Source organism: Streptomyces sp. NPDC046727, from assembly GCF_040645635.1.
Classification (GTDB): Bacteria; Actinomycetota; Actinomycetes; order Streptomycetales; family Streptomycetaceae; genus Streptomyces.
Window position 1 is genome coordinate 305,227 of the sequence record NZ_JBEYYR010000004.1, and the last position, 23,693, is coordinate 328,919.

Consider the following 23,693-nt stretch of genomic DNA (forward strand, 5'->3'; position numbering starts at 1 on the left):
GGGCCGGCCGCCGCCGCACACCGCGCCGTGGGCGTCACCCGCCCGGCGGGTCACCACTTGCCGGGCGCGTAGTCCTTCAGGAAGACGCCGTACAGGTCCTCGCCCGCCTCGCCGCGCACGATCGGGTCGTAGACGCGGGCGGCGCCGTCGACCAGGTCGAGGGGGGCGTGGAAGCCGGCCTCGGCGAGGCGCAGCTTGTCGTAGTGGGGGCGCTCGTCGGTGATCCAGCCGGTGTCGACCGAGGTCATGAGGATGCCGTCGGTCTGGAACATCTCCTCGCCGCTGGTCCGCGTCACCATGTTCATCGCGGCCTTGGCGGCATTGGTGTTCGGGTGGCCCGCGCCCTTGTAGCCGCGGCTGAAGACGCCTTCCATGGCCGAGACGTTCACGACGTACGCCCGTCCGCTCGCCGCCTTCCTGGCCGCGTCGGCCATGACCGAGCGGAGCTTGCTGATGAGGATGAACGGCGCCGTGTAGTTGCACAGCTGGGTTTCGAGCAGCTCCACCGGGGAGATCTGCTCGATCGACTGCACCCAGGTGTTGGTGTCGACGACGTCCGGGACCAGGCCGCCCGCGTCGATGGCGGTGCCGTCCAGGTGCCGGGCGACGCTGGCGTTGCCCGCGACCAGGGCGAGGTCGGCGACATGCTGGGCGTCGAGGCTGCTGGTGCCGACGGGCAGCGCGTCCGGCCCGCCGAGTTCACCGACCGCGCCGGAGTTGAAGGCGCCGATGACGTGGTGGGCGGGCAGCTCGCCGGCGGGCAGCGGGGCGTTCTCGCCGTCGACCAGGGCGGCGTAGGCGGAGGGCAGGCGGCGCACGGTCTGCGTGGCGTTGTTGATCAGGATGTCCAGCGGGCCCGCCTCGGCGACCTGATCGGCGAGCGCGACGGCCTGGGCGGGGTCGCGCAGGTCGATGCCGACGACCTCCAGCCGGTGCATCCAGTCCGCCGAGTCCTCCATCGCCTTGAAGCGGCGGATGGCGTCCTTGGGGAACCGCGTCGTGATCGTCGTGTGCGCGCCGTCGCGCAGCAGGCGCAGCGCGATGTACATGCCGATCTTGGCCCGGCCGCCGGTGAGCAGGGCGCGCTTGCCGGTGAGGTCGGTGCGGGCGTCCCGCTTGGTGCGGTTCTCGGCGGCGCACTTCTGGCACAGCTGGTGGTAGAAGTAGTCGACCTCGACGTAGCGCTGCTTGCAGACGTAGCAGGAGCGGGGGCGCTGGAGTATGCCCGCGATCCGGCCGGACTCGATCTTGGAGGAGGGCAGGATGCCCTCGGTCTCGTCGTCGATGCGTTCGGCGGAGCCGGTCGCGGTGGCCTCCGTCACGGTGCGGTCGTGGGCGGTCTTGGCGGCCCGGCGCTCCTGGCGGCGGCGCTGCTTGACCGTGCGGTAGATGTGCGAGGTGGCCCGGCGCACCTTGATCGCGTCGGGGTGGTCGACCTCCAGCCGGTCCAGCTCCTCCAGCACGCTCAGGCAGACGGCCAGCCGCTCGGGGTCGATACCGGGCCCGTAGACCACCTCGTCCAGGGGCATGTCCATGGACGCCGAGCCGTCCTCTGTCACCGTCATCGCGCTGCCGCTTCCCTGATCACCCGCGCAGCGCTCCGACTCGCGCCCGCTTTCGAACAGGGAATGTTACGGAGCGCCGGACCCCAAAACCAAACCGCTTTCCCGGAGGGCCCCTAGCCAGGCACCGCGGGCCACTTGCCTCCCAAGACCCACTTCGATCCCCTCAGCCCCACAGACCCCACCAGCCGTCAGCCCCGACCGCGACGAGTCCCCCGCATCCCGGCCGACCCACGGTCGTCGGCAAGGAGACCGCCCGGCGAGGCCCGACGCGGCGTAGGGCTCCGCCGCAGCCGTGACCGGGCGGGAGCGCACAGGCGCGCAGCCCCGCTGACGACTCCGCCCCACGGAACCCGGAAGCACCCGCGGTCTGACGACGACGCAACCGTCCACCACGTCCCCGGCCGCGAATGACGGCCCCGCGCCGCAGCCGCCGCCCCGGGCCCAGCCACAGCCCCAGCCGCCGATGGCGGGAGCCGCCCCACGGGGTCCCGCACCCGGCGGCGAGAGGCGCGCCGGGTGCGGGGGATCTCCCGGGCCGGGTGGAAGGCGGGGTCAGGGATCGCAGGCTGCGAGCAGTGTCGCCACCTCTGCCGACACCGCGTGGGCGAACCGGTCCAGGTCCGGGACGGCCTGTGCGTCGGCGACCAGCCCGTAGTGCACGCGCCCGCGATACGTGGAGATCGCGATCGCGAGCGCCTGGCCGGGCGCGAGCGGGGCCAGCGGATACACCTCGGCCAGCTCGTGGCCGCCGAGCCGGAGGCCGAGCCCGGGCAGCGGCACGCTGGTGACGAGGATGTCGAACCACAGCCGGGCGGCCTGGCCGACCAGCGGTCCGCCGAGCCGGTGGCCGAGGGCCGGGACGTGGTCGGCGAGCAGGGCCACCGCGCCGGCGCCCCGGTTGGGGCCCGCGTCCTTGTTGCGGACCATCGCGGTGCGCACGGTGTGCAGGCGGCCGAGCGGATCGGGCTCGTTCACCGGGAGCCGTATCAGATAGCCGGAGAGCCGGTTGCCCTGTGGCTGGGCGGTGTGCGGACGGCGCCGCGAGACGGGGATCAGGGCGCGCGGCGCCACCCCCTTGCTGCCGTCGCCGCGTTCGTCCAGCCAGCGGCGCAGCGCGCCGGCGACGACGGCGATGAGGACGTCGTTCACGGTGCCGCCGGCGCTCTTGCGCACCCGGTGCACGTCGTCGATGTCGAGGACGACCCCGGCCGTGCGGCGCGTGCCGCTGGGCGCGGAGGTCAGCGCGGCGGTCGGGCGCATGCCGAGCGTGGACCGGGCGAGCGAGGCGCCGATGTCCAGGGCCCGGCCCATGTCGGACAGCGCTCCCCTGACCAGTCCGGGGACCAGCGCGGGCAGCCGGCGCACGTCGGGCAGCAAGCCGCGCGGCGGCTCGATGGCGCGGGGCGGGCGCACGGGCAGGTCGACGGGGTCCAGGACGCCCGCGGCGAGCTTCAGCGCGCGCAGCCCGTCGGCGAGGGCGTGGTGGAACTTGAAGAGCACCGCGAAGGACACCCCGTCCTCGCCGGGCAGCACATGCGCCTCCCAGGGCGGCCGGGCGCGGTCCAGCGGGCGCTGCATCAGCCGGCCGGCGACCGCGTGGAAGTCGTCGGTCGGGGCGTGCAGCCGGACGTGGTTCAGGGGGTCGAAGTCCGGGTCGGTCTCGCGGGCGGCACCACCGAAGGCGAGCGGCTGCCAGGTGTCGCGGATGCGCATGCGCAGTCCGGGTACGGCGGCGGCGCGGGCGGCGAGCAGGTCGGCGGCATGGGCCCCGGCGGTGGGTGAGTGCGTGGTGAAGACACCGAGCGCGCCGAGATGCATCGGATGCCGGTCGGACTCCATGTTCCAGAAAGCCAGGTCGAGGGGGGCGAGTGGGTCGGAAGTCAAGGTCTTGCCTCACGCGTCGACGACGGGCGGATCAGCAGTCAATCTCCGCCGAGCGATTACGGTCAAGTACGATCAAGCTACGCTCAGTTAACGTCAGGTTAAGTCCCGCCCCTGCCGAGAGTGGCGGGACTCAAGAGACGTCTGAGGTCATCTCAGGACGGGCGGCGCCGCTTCGCGTGACGTACCCCACTCAGACGGGCGCGGGCCGACCGTGAAGGCGAGAGAACGCAGGGAGCGCAGCGCACGGGTCGTCAGATAGGTGCGGGTGTGCGGGGTCCCGTCCGTGCGCACGGCCTGGACGTAGCGGTCGGTCGCCGAGGTGCCGGGCGCGGTCACCGTCAGCCGGCCGCTCGGCCAGTAGCCGCGGTCCAGGGTCAGGTCGACGCGGTCGAAGACCGGGGTGGTCAGACCCCAGGTGTCGTAGCCGGGCTGGACCGGGAACAGCCCGATGGACGACAGGACGTTCCAGGCGGACATGGTGCCGAGGTCGTCGTTGCCGGTCATGCCGGTGGGGCTGTCGGTGAACAGGGTGAGCGCCGCGTGCACCACGTCCGTGGTCTTCCAGGGCTGGCCGGTGGAGAGGTAGGTGTAGGGCGCGATGAGGTCCGGCTCGTTCATCGGGTTGTACACGGCGGCGTTGTAGTAGGCGTACGGGTCGCCGTGCACCCACACCTCGCGGGCGGTCCGCTCCGGGTCGGCGAGCAGCCGGTCGTAGGCGAAGAAGGTGTCCAGGCGGTCGTTGGCCGCGCGCTTGCCGCCGATCAGCCCGACCATGCCCGGTACGTCCTGGGGGACGAGCCACTGGTACTGCCAGGCCGTGCCCTCGTGGAAGCCGATCCCGCGGGCCGGGTCGGCCGAGCCGGTGAAGGCGCCGGAGCCGTCGCGGGCGCGGAAGAAGCCGATGGCGGGGTCGAAGACGTTCCGGTAGTTCCGCGAGCGGGCGGCGTAGCGGGCCGCGTCCTCGTGGTGGCCGAGGCCGCGGGCCATCTGGGCGAGCATCGCGTCGGCGAGCGCGTACTCCAGGGTGACGGAGGCACCGTGGTGGTAGTCGGAGTCGCCCATCTTCGCGTACGGCCGGCCCTTGACGTAGGGGGCGAAACCGTTCGCGAGGTACTCGGCGTTGGCCTCCCGGCCGACGCCCGGGTACTCGGCCGGCGGCACGCCGTCGGCGTTCTTCCTCAGCGCCCGGTAGGCCCGCTCCTCGAACCCCTTCAGGAGCCCCATCCGGTAGGCGGTGGTCAGGAACGGGGTGACCGGGTCGCCGCTCATGATGTTCGTCTCGACCGGGCCGTAGCCCCACTTGGGCAGCCAGCCGCCGTCCTCGTCGACCGCGACCACCGACCGGGCCATGTCCCGGGCCTCACGCGGCGCGAGCAGGGCGAGCAGCTGGGCCTGGGTGCGGTAGGTGTCCCACAGCGACCAGTTCTGGTAGTAGGTGAAGCCCCGGGCGCGGTGGATGCGCCGGTCCCAGCCGAAGTAGCGGCCGTCGGCGTCGCTGCCGACGTTCGGCGCGAGGTACGACCGGTACAGCGAGGAGTAGAAGGTCCGGCGGAGCGCGGGCGAGCCGCCCCGCACACGGACACCGGCGAGCCGGCGCTCCCACTCCTCGCGGGCCCGGTGGCGTACGGCGTCGAAGGACCGGCCGCCCTCGGCGCGCAGATTGGTCGCGGCACCGCGCGAGTCGACGTACGACAGGGCGGTGGTCGCCTCGACGGTGCGGTCCCTGGTGGTGTCGAAGCGGACGTAGGCGCCGTCGGGTCCGCTGCGGGCGCCCGGGCTGATCGTCCGGCCGTCCCAGGTGCCGTAGGCGGTGAAGGGCCGGCTGAAGCGGGTGATCGTGTAGACCGTGTAGGGGCCGGTGTCCCGGCAGAAGCCGTGGCCGGTGATCTCGGTGCGCACGGTGCGGTCGTCGAGGATCTCCACCGCGCTGCTCACCGCCTTGTGCAGCGACTGGGCCGCGTTCAGCAGGACGTTGGCCTTGTCGGTGGCCGGGAAGGTGTAGCGCTGCACGCCGGTGCGGGCGGTCGCGGTGAGTTCGGCGCGGATGCCGGAGGCGAGGCCGACCCGGTAGTAGCCGGGGCTCGCCTCCTCGTCGTCGTGTGCGTAGGCCGCCGCGTACTGGGCGTGGTCCGTCTGGGTGACGTCGCCGGTGGTGGGCAGCACGGGCAGGTCGCCGCCGATGCGGCAGCCGACGCCCGAGAGGTGGACCAGGGAGAAGCCGCGGATACGGTTCTGCGTGTAGTCGTAGCCCGTGCTGTGCCCGGTGTCCGGGGAGAGCTGCACCATGCCGAAGGGCACGGCCGCGCCGGGGAAGGTGTTGCCCTCGTTCTGGCTCCCGATGAACGGGTTGACCAGGTCGGTGAGGTGGCCGTCGGTCCGCTCGGCGGCCCGTGCGGCGGGGGCGGCGAGCAGCGCGGACGCTGCCATCACCCCGGCCATGCACAGCCGCGTGCGCCGGGTCCCTCTCATGTCGGATGACCTCCGCAGGTTGGACATCGTTGGCTGCATCCTGAACGGCGGAGGCCAAAAACCCGGGCATTCGTGGATATTTCCATGAAACGCGTCGCGCGGGCGCGGGGAACCGAGGGCTGATGGGCGGTCAGAGGGCCAGCTTGAAGCCCTCATGGCTGCGGGCGAACCCCAGCCCGGTGTAGAAGCGGTGCGCGTCCTCGCGGTTCTTGTTGCTGGTGAGCTGGACGAGCGCGCAGCCGCGTGCCCGCGCCCTGGTCATCGCGTGCGCCATCAGGGTCCGGCCGAGCCCGCCGCCCCGCCGGTCCGCGCGGATCCGCACCGCCTCGATCAGGACCCGCTCGGCACCGCCCTTGCCGAGCCCGGGGATGTACGTCGCCTGCAGGCAGCCCACCACGGTGCCGGTGCCGGTGCCACCTTCGCCTTCGACGAGGACCAGGATCTCGTTGCGCGCGTCCGCGTCGACGGCGGCGAAGGCACGTTCGTACGCCTCCGTCACCTCCACCGTCGCCGGATCCACCACCCGCTCCTCGTCGGCGAGCAGGGCGAGTATCGCGGGCAGGTCGGCGCGGGTCGCGGTACGGAACACGAGTGCGGAGGCAGTGGACACGGCGTCGACCCTAACGGGTGCTACGGCACCCGCTGGCCCTTCCCCAGCGCGATGACGCCGCCCTTGGAGACGGTGTACAGCTCGGCGTCCCGCTCCGGGTTGACGCCGATCGTGGCGCCCGGCGGGACCTCCACGTTCTTGTCCAGGACGGCGCCGCGGACCACCGCGCCCCGGCCGATGCGTACGTTGTCGTGCAGCACCGAGCCCTGGACCACCGCGCCGGGGTCGACGCGGACGCCCGGGGAGAGCACCGACCGGGTGACCTGACCGCGGATCAGGCAGCCCGCGCTGATGATGGACTCGCTCGCGATGCCGCCCGCGTTGAAGCGGGCCGGGGAGAGCTGGCCCGAGTGGGTGTAGATGGGCCACTGGCGGTTGTAGAGGTTGAACGCGGGGCGCTCCGCGATCAGGTCCATGTGCGCCTCGTAGTAGGCGTCCAGAGTGCCCACGTCCCGCCAGTAGCCCTGGTCGCGGGCGGTCTCGCCGGGCACGTGGTTGTCGCTGAAGTCGTACAGCTGGGCCTCGCCGCGCGCGGTCAGCTCGGGCAGGATCGAGCCGCCCATGTCGTGCACCGACCGGCCGTCCTCGGCGTCCCGCTGCAACGCCTCGACCAGGGCCTTGGTGGTGAAGACGTAGTTGCCCATCGAGGCGAACACGCACCCGGGGTCGTCGGCCAGGCCGGGAGGGTCGGCGGGCTTCTCCAGGAAGCGTTCGACGGCGCGGCCGTCCGGGCCCGGCGTGATCACCCCGAAGGACGAGGACTCCGCGCGCGGCACCCGGATGCCGGCCACCGTCACCCCCGCGCCGCCCTCGATGTGCTGCGCGAGCATCTGCCGCGGGTCCATGCGGTACACGTGGTCGGCGCCGAACACGGCCACGTACTCGGGCTGTTCGTCGTGCACGAGGTTCAGGGACTGGAGGATCGCGTCGGCGCTGCCCAGGTACCAGCGCGGCCCGAGGCGCTGCTGTGCGGGGACCGGGGTGACGTAGTTGCCGAGCAGGCTGGACATCCGCCAGGTGGTGGTGATGTGCCGGTCCAGCGAGTGCGACTTGTACTGGGTCAGCACGCAGATGCGCAGGACGTCGGCGTTGACGAGGTTGGACAGGACGAAGTCGACGAGGCGGTACGTTCCGCCGAAGGTGACCGCTGGTTTGGCGCGGTCCGCGGTGAGCGGCATCAGGCGCTTGCCCTCGCCGCCCGCCAGCACGATCCCGAGCACGGAAGGACCTCCACGACGCATGGCAGCTCCCCTCACCCTGGTTGAACCATGGCTGCCCCGAGCAGGCCCGGCTAAGCCTGCTTGAGGATCTCCTCGTACAGCCCCGCCGTACGGCGGGCCACCGCGTCCCAGCCGAACTCCTCCACCGCGCGCACCCGTCCGGCCTCCCCCATCCGCCGGGCCGCCGCCGGATCGCCGAGGACGGTGTCCAGCGCCCGGGCGAGCCCGGACTCGAAGTCGTCGTCCACGTCGACCAGCAGACCGGTACGGCCCTCGTCCACGACCTCGGGAATGCCGCCCACCCTCGACGCGACGACCGGGGTGCCGCAGGCCATCGCCTCCAGGTTGACGATGCCGAGCGGCTCGTACACCGACGGGCAGACGAACACCGCGGCGCGCGTGAGGAGTTGGATCACTTCGGGGCGCGGCAGCATCCGCGGGATCCAGAACACACCCGCCCGCACCCGGCGCAGCTCCTCGAACAGCTCCTGGAACTCCCGGTCGGTCTCCGGGGTGTCGGGAGCGCCCGCGCACAGCACGACCTGGGCACCGGGGTCGATGTCGCGTACCGCGCGCAGCAGATGGGGCACGCCCTTCTGCCGGGTGATCCGGCCGACGAACAGGACGTACGGGCGGGCGGGGTCGATGCCGTGCCGGGTGAGCGCGTCGGTGCCGTGGTCGGGCCGGTAGAGCCGGGTGTCGATGCCGTTGTGCACGACGTGGACGCGGGCCGGGTCGAGCGCCGGGTAGCAGGCGAGGACGTCCTCGCGCATGGCTCCGGAGACGGCGATCACCGCGTCGGCCGCCTCGACCGCGGTGCGCTCGGCCCAGCCCGACAGGGCGTACCCGCCGCCGAGCTGCTCGGCCTTCCAGGGGCGCAGCGGCTCCAGCGAGTGGGCGGTCACCACGTGCGGGACGCCGTACAGCAGCTTGGCGAAGTGGCCGGCGAGATTGGCGTACCAGGTGTGGGAGTGGACGAGTTCACGGCCTTCGAGGGCGGCGGCGACGGCGAGGTCCACGGAGAAGGTGCGCAGCGCGTCGTTGGAGCCGTCGAGCGCGGACCAGGGGCGGTGGCGTACGACGCCGACCCCGCGGCCCTCGCCCCAGCAGTGCACCTCCAGGTCCACCAGGGCGGTCAACTCGCGGGCGAGGAACTCCACGTGCACGCCGGCGCCGCCGTAGACGTCCGGGGGGTACTCCCGGGTCAGCAGTCCCACTCGCACCCGACAACCCCCTTGTCCCGGCGGCAGGTTCCCTTCATGGTCACCCAGATGCGGCGCGCGGGGAAGAGCGCGGGGCAGAGCGCGGCGGTCGCGTGAAGCAGCAGTCGCCGCAGAGCCCGCCACCGGGCACCCGGTAGTACAGGCAGCAGCTGCGACGCCGGAAGGCCGTGCCGGTGCGGATGCCGGTGGCGTTCAGCAGGGGGTGGGCGAACAGCTCGTCCGTGAGGGTGCGGGTGCGGGCCGCCACGTCGGTACGGCCGTGGGCGCGGGCCCAGCGGCTCAGTTCCCGGGCGGTCGCGGCGAGCGCGGAGCCCGCGTTGCCCCATAGCAGCCCCGCCGCGACGCCGTAGCGGGCCCGCAGGGTCGCCGTCAGGGGCTCCAGATGGCCGTGCAGCACGGTGTCGGCGAGCGTGGCCGCGTCCCCGGGCAGCGGGCGCAGCTCGGTGAGCCACAGGTCGTCGGGGGCGGCGGCGAGGGCGTCCCAGCGCAGCAGGCGCGGATCGAGGTCGGGCAGCCGGCCGTACAGGACCGCACAGCCCAGGGCGGCCGACCACAGCCGGGCTGCCAGCCCCTGCTGGGCGATGGAGGCGGCGACCCGCGGCTCGGGCGTCCGAAGCCGGTCCCCCACGGTGGTGACACGCAAGGTGACCGGATTCCGGTGGACATCCGATGTCACCCCCGCGTAGCCGTCCGCGAGGGTCGGCAGCCGGCGCGGATCGTCGGCGCCGGCGGCTCGCTCGGGGTCCGGAGTGCGCAGGACGAAGAAGCCGCCGAGCGGGCGCAGCGCGGCGAGATCGGGGTCGAGGTCCACGACAGGTACTGGTATCAGGCGGGTCGCGGGGGCGATCGGGCGGGTGCCCGCGCTGCGTCGCCCCTCCAGGGGATGATCACTCGGCCGGCGTACTCCATCGGCAGTAGGCCGCAAGGCGTGCTCAGGTACGACGACGGGAAGACGGCGGCCGGGCAGAGTGTTGGCCATGGAAGCCGACCGTACGCAGCGCCGGGCCCGGAACGTCCGCCGCACGCAGAGGAGACACCGATGAGCGCCCTGGCGTTGTCCGTGCTCCTGTCGGTCGTCTCCGCCCTCGCCTACGCGGGCGGAGCGATCGTTCAGGAGCAGGTGGCGGTGTCCTCCCCCGACAGCGCGTACCTCCCGCTGCGGCGGCCGGGCTGGTGGGGTGCGCTGGCACTCAACGGTCTCGGCGGAGTGCTGCACGTCGTCGCGCTGGCCTACGGGCCGCTCAGCCTGGTCCAGCCGCTCGGCGCGCTGACCATCGTCTTCGCGCTGCCCATGGCGGCGCTGTGCGTCGGCCGCCGGGCCGGCGCCACCGCCTGGCGCGGCGCCCTCATGGCCACGGTGGGTCTCGCCGTCCTGCTGTCCCTGGTCGGCTCCTCCTCCGCGCACTCCCTCGACCCGGCCCAGCGGCTGGCGGTCGCGCTGGTCACCGGCGGGGCGGTGGTGGCGCTGATGTGCGCGGGCCTGGCCGTGCACCGGCATCCCGCGGTGCGCAGCGTGCTGCTCGCCACCGCCTCCGGCATCGCGTTCGGCATGTCGTCGGTGTTCACCAAGTCCGTCGCCGTGGACTGGACCCACGGGATCGGCCTGGGCGACCTGCCCTCGCTCGCGGTGATCGGCCTGTTCGCGGCCGCCGGCGTCCTGCTGTCCCAGGCCTCCTACCGGGGCGGCGGCCTCGCCGCCCCGCTGGCCACGCTGACCGTGGTCAATCCGGTGCTGGCCGCCGCGGTGGGCATCCTGATGTTCGGCGAGACGTTCCGCTACGGCACCACCGGCACCGTGCTCGCCCTGGGGTGCGGGGTGGTGGCGGCGGGCGGTCTGATCATGCTGACGACGGAACGGCTGACGGGCACGGCGACGCCTGACGCCGCGGAGCCGGCCCCGGCCGCCGCCTCGGACGAGACGTCGCCGGCGGTTCCCTCCCCGGTCGTTCCGCGGCCGGCCGCCGTGCCGTCGCCTTTCGTCCCGTCGGCCAGAGCGCTGCCGGCTGTTCCGTCCCCGGTCGTCCGGTCGTCCGGGGAGGCGCCGCCGGCCGCTCCGTCACCGGCCGGCCTGCCACCGACCGGGGCGTGGCCGCCCGTTCCGTCGTCGGTCGTCCTGTCTTCGGTCGTTCTGCCGTCGGTCGTTCTGCCGTCGGCCGAGGCGGCCGGCGTGCACGGTGGGCCGGCCGTCGCCGGGACGGTGCGTGCCGGCGCGAAGGCGCGGATCGACATGCCGCAGCAGCGCGGCCCCGTGGAGCCGCGCACGGACCGGGCCACGGTCACCGGGAGCGGCGCCGGGGCGGACGACGACAGCGCAGGCGCCGAACCGCCGGGCGGCGACGCGCTTCCCGCGTCGTACACCTCGCTGCCCGTGACCGTCCCGGTGCCGCTGCCGGTGCTTGACCTGGGGCGGCCGCGCGTCAGATCCTGACGCCGCCGGCCCGCAGGTAGGCGAGCGGGTCGATGTCCGTACCGAAGCCGGGTCCCGTCCGCACCTCGAAGTGCAGATGCGGGCCCGTGACGTTTCCGGTGGATCCGGAGCGGCCTATGCGCTGGCCCGTGGTGACGTTCTGGCCGACCCGCACGGAGATGGCGGACAGGTGGGCGTACTGGGTGTAGCGGCCGTCGGCGTGCCGGAGCACCACCTGGTAGCCGTACGAGCCGCCCCAGCCCGCGGCCACCACGTGCCCGGCCGCCGCCGCCTTCACGGAGGTGCCGGTCGGCACGAGGAAGTCGACGCCGGTGTGGTAGCCCTTCGACCAGTGGGAGCCCGCCACGTGGTAGCCGGTGCCGACGGAGGCGGTCACCGGGGCCACGAGCGCGTGCCGGGTCGGGGCCGGGGTGTGGTGCGTGGTGGGGTGCTCCGAAGGTGCCTTCTTCTTCGGGGCCTTGGGCGGCGCGGTCCTGGTGTGGGTGCCGCTCAGGCTGAGCCGCTGGCCCGGCAGGATCAGGTCGGGATCGGCACCGATCGTCGTGCGGTTGCCCGCGTACAGCGTGCGCCAGCCGCCCGCCACGTGCTGGTCGCCGGCAATGCCGGAGAGGGTGTCGCCGTGCACCACCGTGTACATCTCCGCCCGGCCCGCGCGGGACTGGGGGGTGGTCTGCGGCTGCACGTCCTTGACGGAGGCGGACTTCGAGGTGCCGGACCTCGGCGTACCGGACTTCGTGGTGCCGCTCTGCGCGGGACGCGTGGCCGCCGAGTCGGTGCGCACGTCGGCGCCGCCGCCTCCCCGGGTCAGCCCGGCCCGCACCGAGCACACCGGCCAGGCGCCCGGCCCCTGCCCGTCCAGGACCTTCTCGGCCACGGCGATCTGCTCGTCCCGGCCGGCCAGGTCGGCGCGCGGCGCGTAGCGGGTGCCGCCGTACGCCTCCCAGGTGGACTGGGTGAACTGCAACCCGCCGTAGTAGCCGTTGCCGGTGTTGATGTTCCAGTCGCCGCTGGACTCGCAGGCGGCGACCTTGCTCCAGGTGGCCGCGTCGGCGGCGCTCGCGGTGCCGGCGGCGACCAGCGGGATCGCGAGGCCGGCGCCGCTCGCCGTGACGGTGAGTGAGGCGCGGTTGATCCTGTTCGGCTGGTACCGGCGGTGCCGGCCGCGTACGGCCATGTCCGAATCCCCTCGGCATGCGTCAGGAGCGGCAAAAGTAAGCGCCACGAACTGGCCATGACAAGACGGAAAATCGGCCTCCCTGGCCGGTCAATTGGCCGGGAATCGGCCCCTGTTCGATCCGGCCTGCTGGTGACTGAGGCGGAAGGCGGCCCCCCTGCGTACACATGCGTGGCGGGTCGGATGTGCGCTCGCCGTAGCGGCACGTCAGGATGGGCGAGGACCCGTACTGACGGAGCCGTAGTCACGAGGCAACCAGGGAGCAGGCGGTATGAGCACTTCAGCGCAGATCGGTGTCACGGGCCTCGCGGTCATGGGCCGCAATCTCGCCCGGAACTTCGCGCGCAACGGCTACACGGTCGCCGTGCACAACCGCACGGTGTCGCGCACGAAGGCGCTGGTGGAGGAGTTCGGCAGCGAGGGGGACTTCGTCCCGGCCGAGACCGCCGAGGAGTTCGTGGCGGCCCTGGAACGCCCGCGCCGCCTGGTCATCATGGTCAAGGCCGGTCAGCCGACGGACGCGGTGATCGAGGAGTTCGCGCCGCTGCTGGAGCCCGGCGACATGATCATCGACGGTGGCAACGCGCACTTCGCGGACACCCGGCGCCGGGAGAAGGCGCTGCGCGAGCAGGGCATCCACTTCGTCGGCATGGGCGTGTCCGGCGGTGAGGAGGGCGCGCTGCACGGGCCGAGCATCATGCCGGGCGGCCCGAAGGAGTCGTACGACTCGCTGGGCCCGATGCTGGAGAAGATCTCGGCGAAGGCGGCGGACGGCGCGCCGTGTGTGACGCACGTGGGCCCCGACGGCGCCGGGCACTTCGTGAAGATGGTGCACAACGGCATCGAGTACGCCGACATGCAGCTGATCGGCGAGGCGTACCAGCTGCTGCGCGATGTCGCCGGGTACTCCCCCGCGCAGATCGCGGACATCTTCCGCACCTGGAACACCGGTCGGCTGGACTCGTACCTGATCGAGATCACCGCCGAGGTGCTGTCCCACGTGGACGCGGCCACCGGCAAGCCGTTCGTGGACGTGGTGGTGGACCAGGCCGAGCAGAAGGGCACCGGCCGCTGGACGGTGCAGATCGCGCTGGACCTGGGCGTGCCGGTGTCCGGCATCGCCGAGGCGGTCTTCGCCCGGTCCCTGTCCGGCCACGCGGCGCTGCGGGCCGCCTCCCGGGACCTGGCAGGCCCGAAGCCGGCCCCGCTGGGCGAGGCGGAGGCGGCGGCCTTCGCGGACCGGGTGGAGCAGGCGCTGTACGCGTCCAAGATCGTGTCGTACACGCAGGGCTTCCACGAGATCGCGGCGGGCAGCGAGGAGTACGACTGGAAGATCGACCTCGGTGCCGTCTCCGCGATCTGGCGCGGCGGCTGCATCATCCGGGCGGCCTTCCTGGACCGCATCCGCGCCGCGTACGACGCCCGTCCCGACCTGCCGAGCCTGCTGTCGGACGAGACGTTCGCGCGGGAGATCGCCGACGCTCAGGACGACTGGCGCGAGGTGCTGATCGCGGCGACCCGGCAGGGGGTGCCGACGCCGGGCTTCGCGGCAGCGCTGGCGTACTACGACGCGCTGCGGGCGTCTCGCCTGCCGGCGGCTCTGACGCAGGGGCAGCGGGACTTCTTCGGGGCGCACACGTATCGGCGGGTGGACCGGGAGGGGGCGTTCCACACGCTGTGGGGCGGGGACCGCAGCGAGGTGTCCGCGTAGCCCTGGCACCTGATCGCCCGCTCATCGGGGTGGTGAGATCGATGCGCGGGCGCGGGCGGGCTGTGGTCTGTCGCGCGGTTCCCCGCGCTCCTGAGGGCGGGCGGCGCACGCCCTGCCCTCAGGTCAGGGGTGGACCTGGCTCGGGGTTCGGCGGCGGTTCCGGGCCCGGCGGGATCGGGGACGGTGAGGGTTCCGGGGGGCTCGGCGTCGGCGTCGGGGGCGGTGCCGGGTTCGGCGGGGGCTGGGGCGGCTGGGGGGCCGGCCCCGGCTCCGGGGGCGGGACCGGGGTGGGGAACGGCTCCGGCGGGGTGGGCGTCGGGGGCGGCGCGGGTTCGGGGCCGGGGGGTGGTGGGCTCGTCATGGGGTCCTCCGGGCAGACGCGGGAGATCGCCTCTGGACTATTCCCCGACTACCCTGCGGCGGCTCGGCCACTCACCCGAGGGCGGCACCGGTCGACGGCACTCCGCCGTCACGACCGGCCGGTCAGAACCGGCCGGGGTGAGCCTTCAGCCAGTCCTTCGCGGCCCGCAGCAGGGCCGGGTCGGCCGGCGGAGCCGTCTCGGGGTGGCGTTCGGCCCACTTGACGACGTACGGGCACAGCGGGGCCACCGGGACGCCCTCGCGCTCGGCGAGGGCGTACAGCTCGCGGGCGAGCGATCCGGCGATGCCCTTCCCCTCGTGGGCGGGCTCGACGATCGTGTGGACGGGGACCAGGGCGCGCGCGGGCGACTCCAGGACGAAGTACTCGATGTGGCCGACGACTTCACCGTCGCCGACGGCCTCCAGACGGCCCGCCGCCCGGTCGTCGCGGATCTCGGTCTCGCTCATGGGCACGCACGCTCCTGGTCTGGTCCTGGTCCGCCGGTCAGGCCCCCACGGCCTGCGGGCTGCGCTGCTGATCCGTACCGGGCACCGGCTCGGACGGGTCGGCACCGAGGGACACGATCCGGTTGCCGGCGTCGACGTGCACGACCCGCGGCTTCAGCTCCCGCGCCTCGGCGTCGGTGACCTGAGCGTAGCTGATGATGATCACCAGGTCCCCGGGGTGGACGAGATGGGCCGCGGCCCCGTTGATCCCGATGACCCCGGACCCGCGCTCACCCTCGATGACGTACGTCTCCAGCCGGGCACCGTTGGTGACGTCGACGATGTGCACCAGCTCCCCGGGCAGCAGGTCGGCGGCGTCGAGGAGGTCGGCGTCGATGGTCACGGATCCCACGTAGTGCAGGTCCGCCTGGGTGACGGTGGCTCGGTGGATCTTGGACTTGAACATGGTACGCAACATCGGGGCACTCCCACAGATAGGCTCCCTGCCTGCGTTTTTGCAGGTCAAGGGCTGTTTCCATACCCTACAACGAGTCGTATGTCCGGGCAGCTTTCCCTGGGTTTTCCAGGACTCATGCCGACCACTTGCCGACTTGTCTGACGCAATGTCAGGCGACTGGAGGAGGGTTTCGCCCACCCTCCCGTCCCCCGCGGCGACGACGACTCAAGCCTACGCAGCACACCCTCAAGGACATCCGTGACGACCGTCACTCGGGCGGCCTGGAGGGCAGTCAGAGGCGGCGACGCTCGACCGGGAGCCGGACCACGCACCGCCGTGGGTCGGCTGGCCCGAGCGCCTCTACACCGCCCCGCAGGTGGAGGCCCCCAAGGTTCATCAACGATCCCGAGTGTCGAGCGAGCGCGGCAACGTAGCAGCGAATCGCCGGTTAGCCAAACCGGCGATTCTCGTGACCAAGGGCTTCGCCGGCTTCCTCCGCCAGGACCTGGCCGCGCCTCGTTCGAGCTTCTCCGGACGCGCATCCTCATAAAAAGCCGCGGCTTGCCGCAGCACTACCGAGACAGGAAGACGGACGCTGCACCTGCCAGCAGCGGGCCGACGACAACCAGGTTGGTCTGAATGTCGCTGAAGGCCGTGCGGTCGACGCCCAAGGCTGCCTCCAACCGAGAACGCTTGTCCAGAGCATCGGCCAGTTCGCCAGGGTCAAGTGTCCCCAACGGATGGCACAGATCCACCAGTTCGCGGCCGCGCTGACGAAGTATCGCTGCCACTGGTGCGTACACGAGCGCGACGAGGGCGGAACTGCTGGCCCCGAAGACCAAAGTCGGCTCGGTGCTCGTCTGCTTGGTCATTCGCTGGCTGGTGGCCTCAGCAGTCACCAGCAGGGCGATGATCCCGCCCATGGCGGTCAGCAGTGACTGCAGTAGCCGACCCACCGCGATCAAGGTCCCGAGTTGGAGACCGGGCGAGGCACGGGCGGTGTCGGCCCGGACGCGAGACACATGGCCGACACCGATGACGGTGGCCGCTCCGGGAGCAAGTCCGAATGCAGCAAGCACGATCAGCACAAGTGCTCCCCAGGCGCCGATGAGGTCCCCTCGCAGCACGACGATCAGCACCACGCCGCTGACCGCATACACCAGGGCCAGCGGCCAAGCGACGACCTGCATCGGTACTTCACCAAGCCTGGCAAGTTCTACCCAGCGCCGCGGACCACCCCCGTCTCCCGGATCCGCGCAACCTCAAAGCCGTCTCCCCACCGGGCCTCAGATGGCCCCACCCTGAAGTTGCCAACCCAGACTCCCCCACCCACAGGCGACTCACACCCTGAGCCGCCTGTTCCTGGAGCGCGGCTACACGCGGGCTGCGTCACATGCATGAGCCACAGTTCGCCAACCTCGCGATGACCTTCACGCAACTGCGGACAGAGCCCCGAAAAATGGTTCTGTCAGCGATCTCGTGATGCCGCCCTGATCACGCTCCCTGTCCGACATTCCTCACGCCCATTAATCTGCGCGCATGGATGGCACACTCAGCATGGCGGTACTGGGGTTGCTGTTGTCTGCGATCTCACTGGGATGGCAAGTGGCTAGCCATTTCCTTACTGCGGGGCGCGTACGGTGTGAACTATGGGTAGGCCGAAGCGGGTCGGGATCGTTTCAATCGGGGCCGGGGTACAATCTCACGAGTTCGCCTGCACACATCGATCGCGCCTACACGTCGTACACCCCAGAAGCCGACAGAACGGAGTACCCACACGAGGTCCTCATCATCAAGGTGGCCAACGTCGGCAGAGCGCCCGTGACAGTGACCTGGCCCAGCGCGTACTTCAAGCGAAACGCCATATGGGGAATAGGTACGTCCCCTCTTGGTTTCGAGATGACGGGAAGCTACTACCTGCTAGGACCCGGGGAAACCAGGGACTGGGTCATGCCTTTGTGGCCTGCGGTCCTGAAGTTTCGAGCTCAACACCCCGATACTCCAGTAGTGATTCGTGGGCACATTGGCCTAGGGCAGCGTGGACGTAGGCGCCTCTCCCCCCGACGTAATGCGCTGACCCTGTCTTCTGATGCGGCACCCTTGCCCTAGCCCGGTCGATCGGCGGTGTTGGCGCATCCGCTGTGCACGGGCGTCGCGATGGCTCATCTTGCCTTGTTGGTGGAGGAGTTGGCCCGGCCGTGGGCAGCCGCGGTGGAGGGGCGGCGTTTCCGGCAACGAGGCGGCGTGAGGAGACGTGCGCAGGGTGCCGGTGCCCGCTGTCGGCTGGTGTTCGTGGACCGGCTGTGGGCCACGCTGATTCATCTGCGACACGATCTGCCGCACGCTGTGCCGACAGTACTGTTCGGCGTCGATCGCTCGACCGTCACCCCGGCCGTCGGTGAGACGCGCCGGCTGCTGGCGGAACGGGGCTTTGCTGTTCCCGACAGGCCTGGCATGCGGCTTCGAACTCTGGAGTACGTGTTCGCCTACGCCCGGGCCGAGGGTGCCGAGCTGAGGCTGGACGCCACCGAGGTGCAGGTCCGACGGCCGGCCGCCGGCCGGGGCGGCAGGCGGGCATTCGTGTCGGGCAAGAAGAAGGCGCCGACTTTCTCGACTGGCAGAAGGAAGTGGAGTGGCGCTGACGGATACCGCCGAAGAGGTGTCGGCCGACGACGACCCCGGCTTCCGCAACATCGGCTGCCAGATCTCGAACGTCGGCACCCAGGTGTCGGCGCGGCGGTCGTCTCGCAGTTGGGTGTCCCCAACTCCGATGCCTGAATGCCGTTCTGGGGTGATTCGGCATCGACGGGCCGGGTCGGCCGGGCTCCAGGCCATTCCCGACACCGTCCACGAGGGCGCGCGGGTCGATGGGGCGAGCGCCTGGCAGCGTTTTCGGCACGTGACGTTGCCGCTGCTCTGAGCGCGGGCGATGCGGAAGCAAGGAGGCCGCAGGCGACGGCGACACCGCCTTCGCCACGACGCCCGGGCCCGCCCAGCACCAGCCGGCCTTCAGCCGATCTTCGCCCGAAAGAACCCTATAGGTGGTGAAATATGTCACAACCAGCAATGTTCAATGTTCAACTTATTCGGGAGTAGCGTCACTCCTGCCCCACCACCTCGGGGCCGCCGCCAGAGCCCTCACCCACAGGGCTCCGGCACCGAACAGGAGAAAGATCATGAATCACACCTTCGGACGTCGCGCCGCCACCGCGGCCGTCGCTCTCGCGGCCATAGCCGGCACCCTGCTGACAGCGGGCGGCGCCGCCTCAGCAGCTCCGAACCCTGCGGTTGGCCACGCCACGGCCGCCTCCCACACCCCGGGCGCCGCGTACGGCGATCACCGAGGCGACCGAAACGACCACCGCGACAACTGGGGTGGCCGAGACGGAAGCCACCGCCGGAGCAACCGGGACGACCACCGTGGCGACCGGCGATGGGATGGCCACCGCCGCTGGGAGCGGCAGGGCCGGTACTGGTACAGCGACGACCACGGGCACCGTTACCGCTTCGACAACCACCGCTTCTACCAGTGGGAGCGCGGCACATGGGTCGTCGTGATCGGCAACGCCCACGACTTCGACCACAGCATCTTCCGCTGACCGCACGGACCATGGCGGGCGCCGAGTCCGGGCACCGTTCCACCGTCCGGACCCGGCGTCCCCGGCCCCAACACCCTCCGAACCATGACCAGTTGCGTACACCACATGCTCGACATGGAGCTCGCATCCCCGCTGGGTGAACGGATCCTCGTCCCGACCCGCCTGCTCTACAGGTCACAGGACCCGCTCGCCGTGCAGTTCCTCTTCCAGGACGGCCTCCAGGGCCTGGTCCCCTGGATCTTCGCACGCGACCTTCTCGCCGCAGGGACTCAGGCCCTCAGCGGAGACGGCGACGTGCAAGTCTGGCCCGCCGGATCCGGCCCCGAGGGGCTCCTGCACCTCCTCCTGTCCTCCCCTCACGGGTCCGCCCACCTCACGGCCTCACTCCCAGCGGTCGAGCGGTGGCTGCACCGCACGTACCAGCTCGTGCCCGCCGCCAGGGAAACCGAGGCACTGGACCTCGATACCCACCTCGCCCAATTGCTGGACGGAGCATCCTGAACCATTTCGGGATCCTAGGTGCACCGTCTTCACTGCTACCGCGGGTGCCGTCGCTGAGCATCGCGAACAGCGCTGAAGCGGCGACGGCAAATCGAGAGGCTTCGGATGCCGGGAATACGGCGGCCCCGTCACAGAAGGTGGCGAGCCCGTGCCCGGTGGGTGCTCTTGCCGACGACCAGGCCGAGGAGGACAGCAGGGTGGCCGTGGCCGACATCACCAGGTCAAAACGGACAAACGATGCCATCATCGATGTCGTGCAAAATTCAACCATTCCGCTGGGGCGCACTCCGGTGACGACGGCGGGGCCGCTACGTCGCCTCGCCGGCCTGTTCCGCGCCAAGCGGGCCGACCATGTGGTGCACGGCGTCAAGACCCTCATCTCGGCATTGCTCGCCTGGGGCATCGCGGCCCCCTGGTCCCCCGACGGCCGTCCCTACGTGGCGGTCGCCACGGCTCTGCTCATGGTCAACGCCTCCACGGTCTACCAGTCCGTGACCAAGGCGGCACAAAGTGTAGTGGCCAGGGTCGCCGGGTTGGTCCTCGCCCTCGCGGCGGCTCGGCTGCTGGGACCGACCGCGGGCGCCGTCGCGGTCATCGCGGTCATCGCGGTCCTGGCGGGCCCCCGCCGCACCGCTGACGACCGTCTCCAGATCGCCTCCACCGCCGTCATCGCACTGGCCGCCAACGCAACTGATCCCATGGGCAGTCTCGTGTCCCCCGCGCTCCAGACGATCACCGGCGCGGCCGTGGGTATCGCGGTCAACGCCCTCGTCCTGCCGCCGCTCTACCTGAACGAGTCCGACTCCGCCGTACGCGACCTCGGCCGCTCCTTGGGAACACTCCTGCACGACATGGGTACCGGCCTCTCCCGGCGACAGCTCACCCCGAAGGCCCACAACTGGCTGCACCGGGCGCGCAGCCTGGACGAACTGCTCGTTCGTGCAGAGGAAGAGGTGCAGCGGGCCGACGAGAGCCTGCGGTGGAACACACGCTGCGTCGCACACAGGTGGCGCAAGGAGACGACCTCCAACGACACGTTCAGGGCCTTGCGCGGCGTGTCGATCCAGGTACGCGGAATCGCACGGACCCTCGCCGACAACGCGCACGACAACCACGCCGATCACCACCTGGGGCACCAGTTCCTCGACCGATACGCCGAAACCCTCCAGCTGGCGGGAGCTGCCGTGCAGGCCTTCGCCGAATCGGGCCCGGCGACCGACTCACCGGACGCATCCCCGCGTGAGCGCCTGCGCGGAGCGATCGACGGCACGCTGGCCTGGCACGACACCATGACCGACATGATCACCCTGGGCACCCTCACCAAGCCGGGCGCCTGGCACGTCTACGGCTCACTCATGACCGACGCGGAAAGGCTGTTGGCCGACCTCGACCAGAGTCCACGAGCGCGAGCCCGCGAGTTGAGGGGAAGCGAGAGTGGCCACCCGGTCACCCGGGTGCCGAGGCCGACGGACGAAGCCGGCCCCGGTACCGGATACAACGGGAGCGATCAGCTCTGGTAGGCGACCAGTGCCATCATGCCGACCTCTCCGTGGTACGCGTTGTGGCAGTGCAGCATCCACTGGCCGGGGTTGTCTGCATCGAAGATGACGGACAACTTCTTCTTCGGCAGCACGATGGAGGTGTCCTTGCGCGGGCCACTGCTCCCGAGCTGGTAGGTGTGGCCGTGCAGGTGCATCGGGTGCCACATCTCCGTGCTGTTGAGGAAGTCCAGCCGGACCCGCTGGCCTTCCTCGATCGCGAGCGGGTTCGCGGCGGGATCGGCCATGTCGAAGGGCTTGCCGTTGATGGCCCAGTTGTACTTGTCCATGCCGCCGGTCAGCTCGACACGGTGCACGCGGTCCACCTTCTTGGGCGACAGGCGGACGTCGGCAGCGGCGCGAAGTCCGGACGCCGTCAGGATCCTGCCGTTCAGCTCCTTCGGGCGGACGGTCGGCAGCGGCGCGCTGCCGGATCCGGTGCGCACCAAGGCCATGCCGGTGGCGTTCTTGCCCTCCGCCAGGGCCACGAGCGGGAAGACGCCATCGCCCAGGGTGACCAGAACGTCGTACCGCTCCCCCATGCCGATCAGCAGGGCGTCGACCCGCTGGTGCTCGACGGGGAACCCGTCGGTGTGGGTGATGGTCAGCTCATGGCCGGCGAGCGCCACCCGGTACGCCGTGTCACCGCCCGCATTGATGATGCGAAGCCGGACGCGCTTGCCGGGCTTGCCCTCGTACACGTCGGGCTCGGCCGGAACACGGCCGTTGACGAGGTGGTAGGGGTACTTCACGTCGCCGGCGTCGCCTCCGAGCAGTTCGCTCTCGGCGCCCATCAGCATGAACCGCATCGACATCCCGCCGGACGAGGCCGAGGCCGACGGTGAGGAGGAGTCCTCCCCCATGTCCATCCCGCCCATGTCACCCATGTCGTGGCCCTCATGGCCGCTGGAACCGGAGTGGCCGCCCATGTCCATGTCGCCCATGCCGTGCCGCAGCTCGGCGAGGACCTCGTCGGGGGTGCCGGTGACGCCGTCGGCCCAGTCGTCCAGGACGACGACCCACTCGTCGTCGTACGACAGCGGCTCCTTGGGATCCTCGACGATCAGCGGCGCGTACAGGGCCCGGTCGAGCTGGACACCGACGTGGGGGTGGAAGAAGTACGTGCCGGGCGCGTCGGCGACGAAGCGGTAGGTGAAGTCGGTGCCCGCCCGTACGGCCTGCTGGGTGGCCGGGGGAACGCCGTCCATGTCGTTGCGCATGGCGATGCCGTGCCAGTGGATGGACGTCGAGGTCTTGTCCGGCAGCTGATTGGAGAGTTCGGCGGCCAGGGTGTCGCCGGCGGACAGGCGGATCTCCTTGCCCGGGGCCTGGCCGCTGAACGCCCAGCTCCTGGCCATGACTCCCCCGCCGAGGTCGAGCACGGCAGGCGCGGCGGTCAGGGTCACCTGCTGCGTCCTGCCGGTACCCTTCCGCTTCTTCTCGGCCGCGGCGACCGCCGAGCCGGACGGGTTGACCAGGGCGGGTGTCGTGCTGGAGCCGCTGCTGCAGGCGGCGAGCGCGCCGGCGCCCGCTACGCCGAGCCCGGCGAGCAGGACGGAGCGACGGTTGATGCTGTTCATGGGTGTCCTCGATCTCAGTGTGCGCATGCGTGAGTTGGCGTGCGGGGACGGCTCCTCGACATGACAAAGGCATGCCGGAGCCGTTGGGCACGGCCTAAATGCGCAGCTGGGAGAGGACAGACAGGTCCGGTGGCGCCCGGTCCGCCGCCCCGGCGATCTCGGGTGCTGCGGTGACCGCTCCGTACGAGGCGAGACCGGAGGATTCCCGGGACTGCGCCGGTGGCACGAGCTTCACGACCTCGAAGCTCGCGGTCGCACAGTGCTGCATAGCCATACCGGAGCAGGCTTGCCCGTGAGCACCGCTCATCGGAGGTGCGGTGACGATCGGCTCCGCAGTCTGCTCGGGGCCACTTCCGTGTGCGTGCCCGGGCATCGGCTCAGGTGCGGAACGGCTGTCCGGCATCACCATGCCGGGTGGCATCACGTGGGTGGCATAAGAAGGTGTTGAGCTGGTCGCCGCTACTGCCGTCTCGTGGTGAATCAGCACGGCGAGGACAGCGAGCAGAGCGATGACGGCAGCACCCGCCCAGCGGACGGCGCCGCGCGAGGCGCGGGTCCGCGGGGCCCAGACTGCCCGTGCTGTCATCGCTTCCCTCTGAGTTCCGGTGGAACGACCGCCTCAATATATACCCCGGCGGGGTAACCGACGCCCGGCCGCGGCGCCATGGTCATCAGTGGCCCCGCATCCCGCCGCCCATGGTGTGCATCGTGCGCGAGGCGATCCTGGTCGCCCACCATGAACGACAAGCCCCGGACGGTGTGCTGCTGTGGATCAACCAGCTCGGTGAGGACGGGCCGTTTTACCTGCCCGCCGATGATGTCGCCGCCGCTCTGCCAGGGCAGTGGCGGGCCATCGAGGTCCGCGCCGGCTGGGGCAGCTGGGCCGTGCTGCGTCGCGCCTGTTGAGCCCGCTCAGATGGCTTCTTT

The 23,693-nt window shown here is 71.3% G+C and carries 19 protein-coding genes and 2 pseudogenes; 8 read left to right on the forward strand and 13 right to left on the reverse strand.

The window, feature by feature from the left end; genetic code table 11:
* Positions 1–50: 50 nt before the first annotated feature.
* The 7 genes from ABZ937_RS07340 to ABZ937_RS07370 all read right to left on the reverse strand — a co-directional run bounded on the left by ABZ937_RS07340 (position 51) and on the right by ABZ937_RS07370 (position 9,782).
* On the reverse strand, positions 51–1,565 hold the full coding sequence (locus ABZ937_RS07340) for an SDR family NAD(P)-dependent oxidoreductase (protein ID WP_361686846.1): 1,515 nt from the start codon (positions 1,563–1,565) through the stop codon (positions 51–53).
* A gap of 552 nt (positions 1,566–2,117) precedes the next feature.
* Positions 2,118–3,449 (reverse strand): wax ester/triacylglycerol synthase family O-acyltransferase, encoded by a 1,332-nt coding sequence (locus tag ABZ937_RS07345; RefSeq protein ID WP_361686849.1) that lies wholly within the window; start codon positions 3,447–3,449, stop codon positions 2,118–2,120.
* Between the two features lie 147 nt (positions 3,450–3,596).
* A complete protein-coding gene (locus ABZ937_RS07350) occupies positions 3,597–5,918 on the reverse strand; it encodes a GH92 family glycosyl hydrolase (RefSeq protein ID WP_361686852.1) in 2,322 nt (773 codons plus the stop codon).
* Between the two features lie 130 nt (positions 5,919–6,048).
* A complete protein-coding gene (locus ABZ937_RS07355; RefSeq protein ID WP_361686855.1) occupies positions 6,049–6,528 on the reverse strand; it encodes a GNAT family N-acetyltransferase in 480 nt (159 codons plus the stop codon).
* 20 nt (positions 6,529–6,548) lie between these two features.
* Complete coding sequence (gene glgC, locus ABZ937_RS07360) at positions 6,549–7,769, reverse strand: glucose-1-phosphate adenylyltransferase (RefSeq protein ID WP_361686858.1); 1,221 nt, start codon at positions 7,767–7,769, stop codon at positions 6,549–6,551.
* A gap of 50 nt (positions 7,770–7,819) precedes the next feature.
* Positions 7,820–8,971 carry a glycogen synthase gene (gene glgA / locus ABZ937_RS07365; RefSeq protein ID WP_361686861.1) on the reverse strand — a complete coding sequence of 384 codons (1,152 nt, stop codon included), beginning with the start codon at positions 8,969–8,971 and terminating at the stop codon, positions 7,820–7,822.
* Between the two features lie 40 nt (positions 8,972–9,011).
* Positions 9,012–9,782: a (2Fe-2S)-binding protein gene (locus ABZ937_RS07370; RefSeq protein WP_361686864.1), complete on the reverse strand. Its 771-nt coding sequence runs from the start codon at positions 9,780–9,782 to the stop codon at positions 9,012–9,014.
* A 228-nt stretch (positions 9,783–10,010) separates the two neighbouring features.
* Between ABZ937_RS07370 and ABZ937_RS07375 the strand changes: the two genes are divergently transcribed.
* Positions 10,011–11,399 carry a DMT family transporter gene (locus ABZ937_RS07375; RefSeq protein WP_361686867.1) on the forward strand — a complete coding sequence of 463 codons (1,389 nt, stop codon included), beginning with the start codon at positions 10,011–10,013 and terminating at the stop codon, positions 11,397–11,399.
* Here the strand turns inward: ABZ937_RS07375 and ABZ937_RS07380 are convergent.
* On the reverse strand, positions 11,389–12,573 hold the full coding sequence (locus tag ABZ937_RS07380) for a transglycosylase family protein (protein WP_361686870.1): 1,185 nt from the start codon (positions 12,571–12,573) through the stop codon (positions 11,389–11,391). The two genes, ABZ937_RS07375 and ABZ937_RS07380, sit on opposite strands and share 11 nt — an antisense overlap.
* Positions 12,574–12,844: 271 nt before the next feature.
* Between ABZ937_RS07380 and gndA the strand changes: the two genes are divergently transcribed.
* Positions 12,845–14,284, forward strand: coding sequence for an NADP-dependent phosphogluconate dehydrogenase (gene gndA / locus ABZ937_RS07385; protein ID WP_361686873.1), 1,440 nt, complete (start codon positions 12,845–12,847; stop codon positions 14,282–14,284).
* 483 nt (positions 14,285–14,767) lie between these two features.
* Here the strand turns inward: gndA and ABZ937_RS07390 are convergent, their stop codons facing one another.
* The 3 genes from ABZ937_RS07390 to ABZ937_RS07400 all read right to left on the reverse strand — a co-directional run bounded on the left by ABZ937_RS07390 (position 14,768) and on the right by ABZ937_RS07400 (position 16,738).
* Positions 14,768–15,112, reverse strand: coding sequence for a GNAT family N-acetyltransferase (locus ABZ937_RS07390; RefSeq protein ID WP_361686876.1), 345 nt, complete (start codon positions 15,110–15,112; stop codon positions 14,768–14,770).
* Positions 15,113–15,149: 37 nt separating this feature from the next.
* Positions 15,150–15,569: an aspartate 1-decarboxylase gene (gene panD, locus ABZ937_RS07395; protein WP_361686879.1), complete on the reverse strand. Its 420-nt coding sequence runs from the start codon at positions 15,567–15,569 to the stop codon at positions 15,150–15,152.
* Positions 15,570–16,120: 551 nt separating this feature from the next.
* Positions 16,121–16,738, reverse strand: a complete 618-nt coding sequence (locus tag ABZ937_RS07400; RefSeq protein ID WP_361686882.1) for a hypothetical protein — start codon at positions 16,736–16,738, stop codon at positions 16,121–16,123.
* Positions 16,739–17,705: 967 nt separating this feature from the next.
* Here ABZ937_RS07400 and ABZ937_RS07405 point away from each other — a divergent pair.
* The 5 genes and pseudogenes from ABZ937_RS07405 to ABZ937_RS07425 form a co-directional block, all read left to right on the forward strand.
* Positions 17,706–18,146: pseudogene (locus tag ABZ937_RS07405) on the forward strand (transposase family protein); the annotation flags it as partial.
* A 220-nt stretch (positions 18,147–18,366) separates the two neighbouring features.
* Positions 18,367–18,465 (forward strand): annotated as a pseudogene (locus tag ABZ937_RS07410) (ABC transporter permease subunit); the annotation flags it as partial.
* A gap of 259 nt (positions 18,466–18,724) precedes the next feature.
* Positions 18,725–19,147, forward strand: a complete 423-nt coding sequence (locus ABZ937_RS07415) for a hypothetical protein (protein ID WP_361686885.1) — start codon at positions 18,725–18,727, stop codon at positions 19,145–19,147.
* A gap of 84 nt (positions 19,148–19,231) precedes the next feature.
* The gene (locus ABZ937_RS07420) at positions 19,232–19,648 is read left to right on the forward strand and encodes an SsgA family sporulation/cell division regulator (protein ID WP_361686888.1); all 417 of its coding nucleotides are present in this window, start codon (positions 19,232–19,234) and stop codon (positions 19,646–19,648) included.
* Positions 19,649–19,902: 254 nt separating this feature from the next.
* Positions 19,903–21,168 carry an aromatic acid exporter family protein gene (locus tag ABZ937_RS07425; RefSeq protein WP_361686892.1) on the forward strand — a complete coding sequence of 422 codons (1,266 nt, stop codon included), beginning with the start codon at positions 19,903–19,905 and terminating at the stop codon, positions 21,166–21,168.
* Here the strand turns inward: ABZ937_RS07425 and ABZ937_RS07430 are convergent.
* Together ABZ937_RS07430 and ABZ937_RS07435 are read right to left on the reverse strand one after the other, a co-directional pair.
* Positions 21,156–22,766 (reverse strand): multicopper oxidase family protein, encoded by a 1,611-nt coding sequence (locus ABZ937_RS07430; RefSeq protein WP_361686895.1) that lies wholly within the window; start codon positions 22,764–22,766, stop codon positions 21,156–21,158. The genes ABZ937_RS07425 and ABZ937_RS07430 overlap by 13 nt on opposite strands.
* Before the next feature lie 94 nt (positions 22,767–22,860).
* Positions 22,861–23,040 carry a hypothetical protein gene (locus ABZ937_RS07435; RefSeq protein ID WP_361686898.1) on the reverse strand — a complete coding sequence of 60 codons (180 nt, stop codon included), beginning with the start codon at positions 23,038–23,040 and terminating at the stop codon, positions 22,861–22,863.
* Between the two features lie 434 nt (positions 23,041–23,474).
* Between ABZ937_RS07435 and ABZ937_RS07440 the strand changes: the two genes are divergently transcribed.
* Positions 23,475–23,672, forward strand: coding sequence for a hypothetical protein (locus ABZ937_RS07440; RefSeq protein WP_361686901.1), 198 nt, complete (start codon positions 23,475–23,477; stop codon positions 23,670–23,672).
* The last annotated feature ends 21 nt before the right edge of the window (positions 23,673–23,693 follow it).

Bases quoted from the DNA above. Each gene is read 5' to 3' on its own strand.
- ABZ937_RS07340 (WP_361686846.1), bottom strand. From the start codon at position 1,565: ATGACGGTGACAGAGGACGGCTCGGCGTCCATGGACATGCCCCTGGAC.
- ABZ937_RS07350 (WP_361686852.1), bottom strand. From the start codon at position 5,918: ATGAGAGGGACCCGGCGCACGCGGCTGTGCATGGCCGGGGTGATGGCA.
- glgC (WP_361686858.1), bottom strand. From the start codon at position 7,769: ATGCGTCGTGGAGGTCCTTCCGTGCTCGGGATCGTGCTGGCGGGCGGC.
- ABZ937_RS07375 (WP_361686867.1), top strand. From the start codon at position 10,011: ATGAGCGCCCTGGCGTTGTCCGTGCTCCTGTCGGTCGTCTCCGCCCTC.
- ABZ937_RS07380 (WP_361686870.1), bottom strand. From the start codon at position 12,573: ATGGCCGTACGCGGCCGGCACCGCCGGTACCAGCCGAACAGGATCAAC.
- gndA (WP_361686873.1), top strand. From the start codon at position 12,845: ATGAGCACTTCAGCGCAGATCGGTGTCACGGGCCTCGCGGTCATGGGC.
- ABZ937_RS07390 (WP_361686876.1), bottom strand. From the start codon at position 15,112: ATGAGCGAGACCGAGATCCGCGACGACCGGGCGGCGGGCCGTCTGGAG.
- panD (WP_361686879.1), bottom strand. From the start codon at position 15,569: ATGTTGCGTACCATGTTCAAGTCCAAGATCCACCGAGCCACCGTCACC.
- ABZ937_RS07400 (WP_361686882.1), bottom strand. From the start codon at position 16,738: ATGCAGGTCGTCGCTTGGCCGCTGGCCCTGGTGTATGCGGTCAGCGGC.
- ABZ937_RS07415 (WP_361686885.1), top strand. From the start codon at position 18,725: ATGAATCACACCTTCGGACGTCGCGCCGCCACCGCGGCCGTCGCTCTC.
- ABZ937_RS07420 (WP_361686888.1), top strand. From the start codon at position 19,232: ATGACCAGTTGCGTACACCACATGCTCGACATGGAGCTCGCATCCCCG.
- ABZ937_RS07430 (WP_361686895.1), bottom strand. From the start codon at position 22,766: ATGAACAGCATCAACCGTCGCTCCGTCCTGCTCGCCGGGCTCGGCGTA.
- ABZ937_RS07435 (WP_361686898.1), bottom strand. From the start codon at position 23,040: ATGGCTATGCAGCACTGTGCGACCGCGAGCTTCGAGGTCGTGAAGCTC.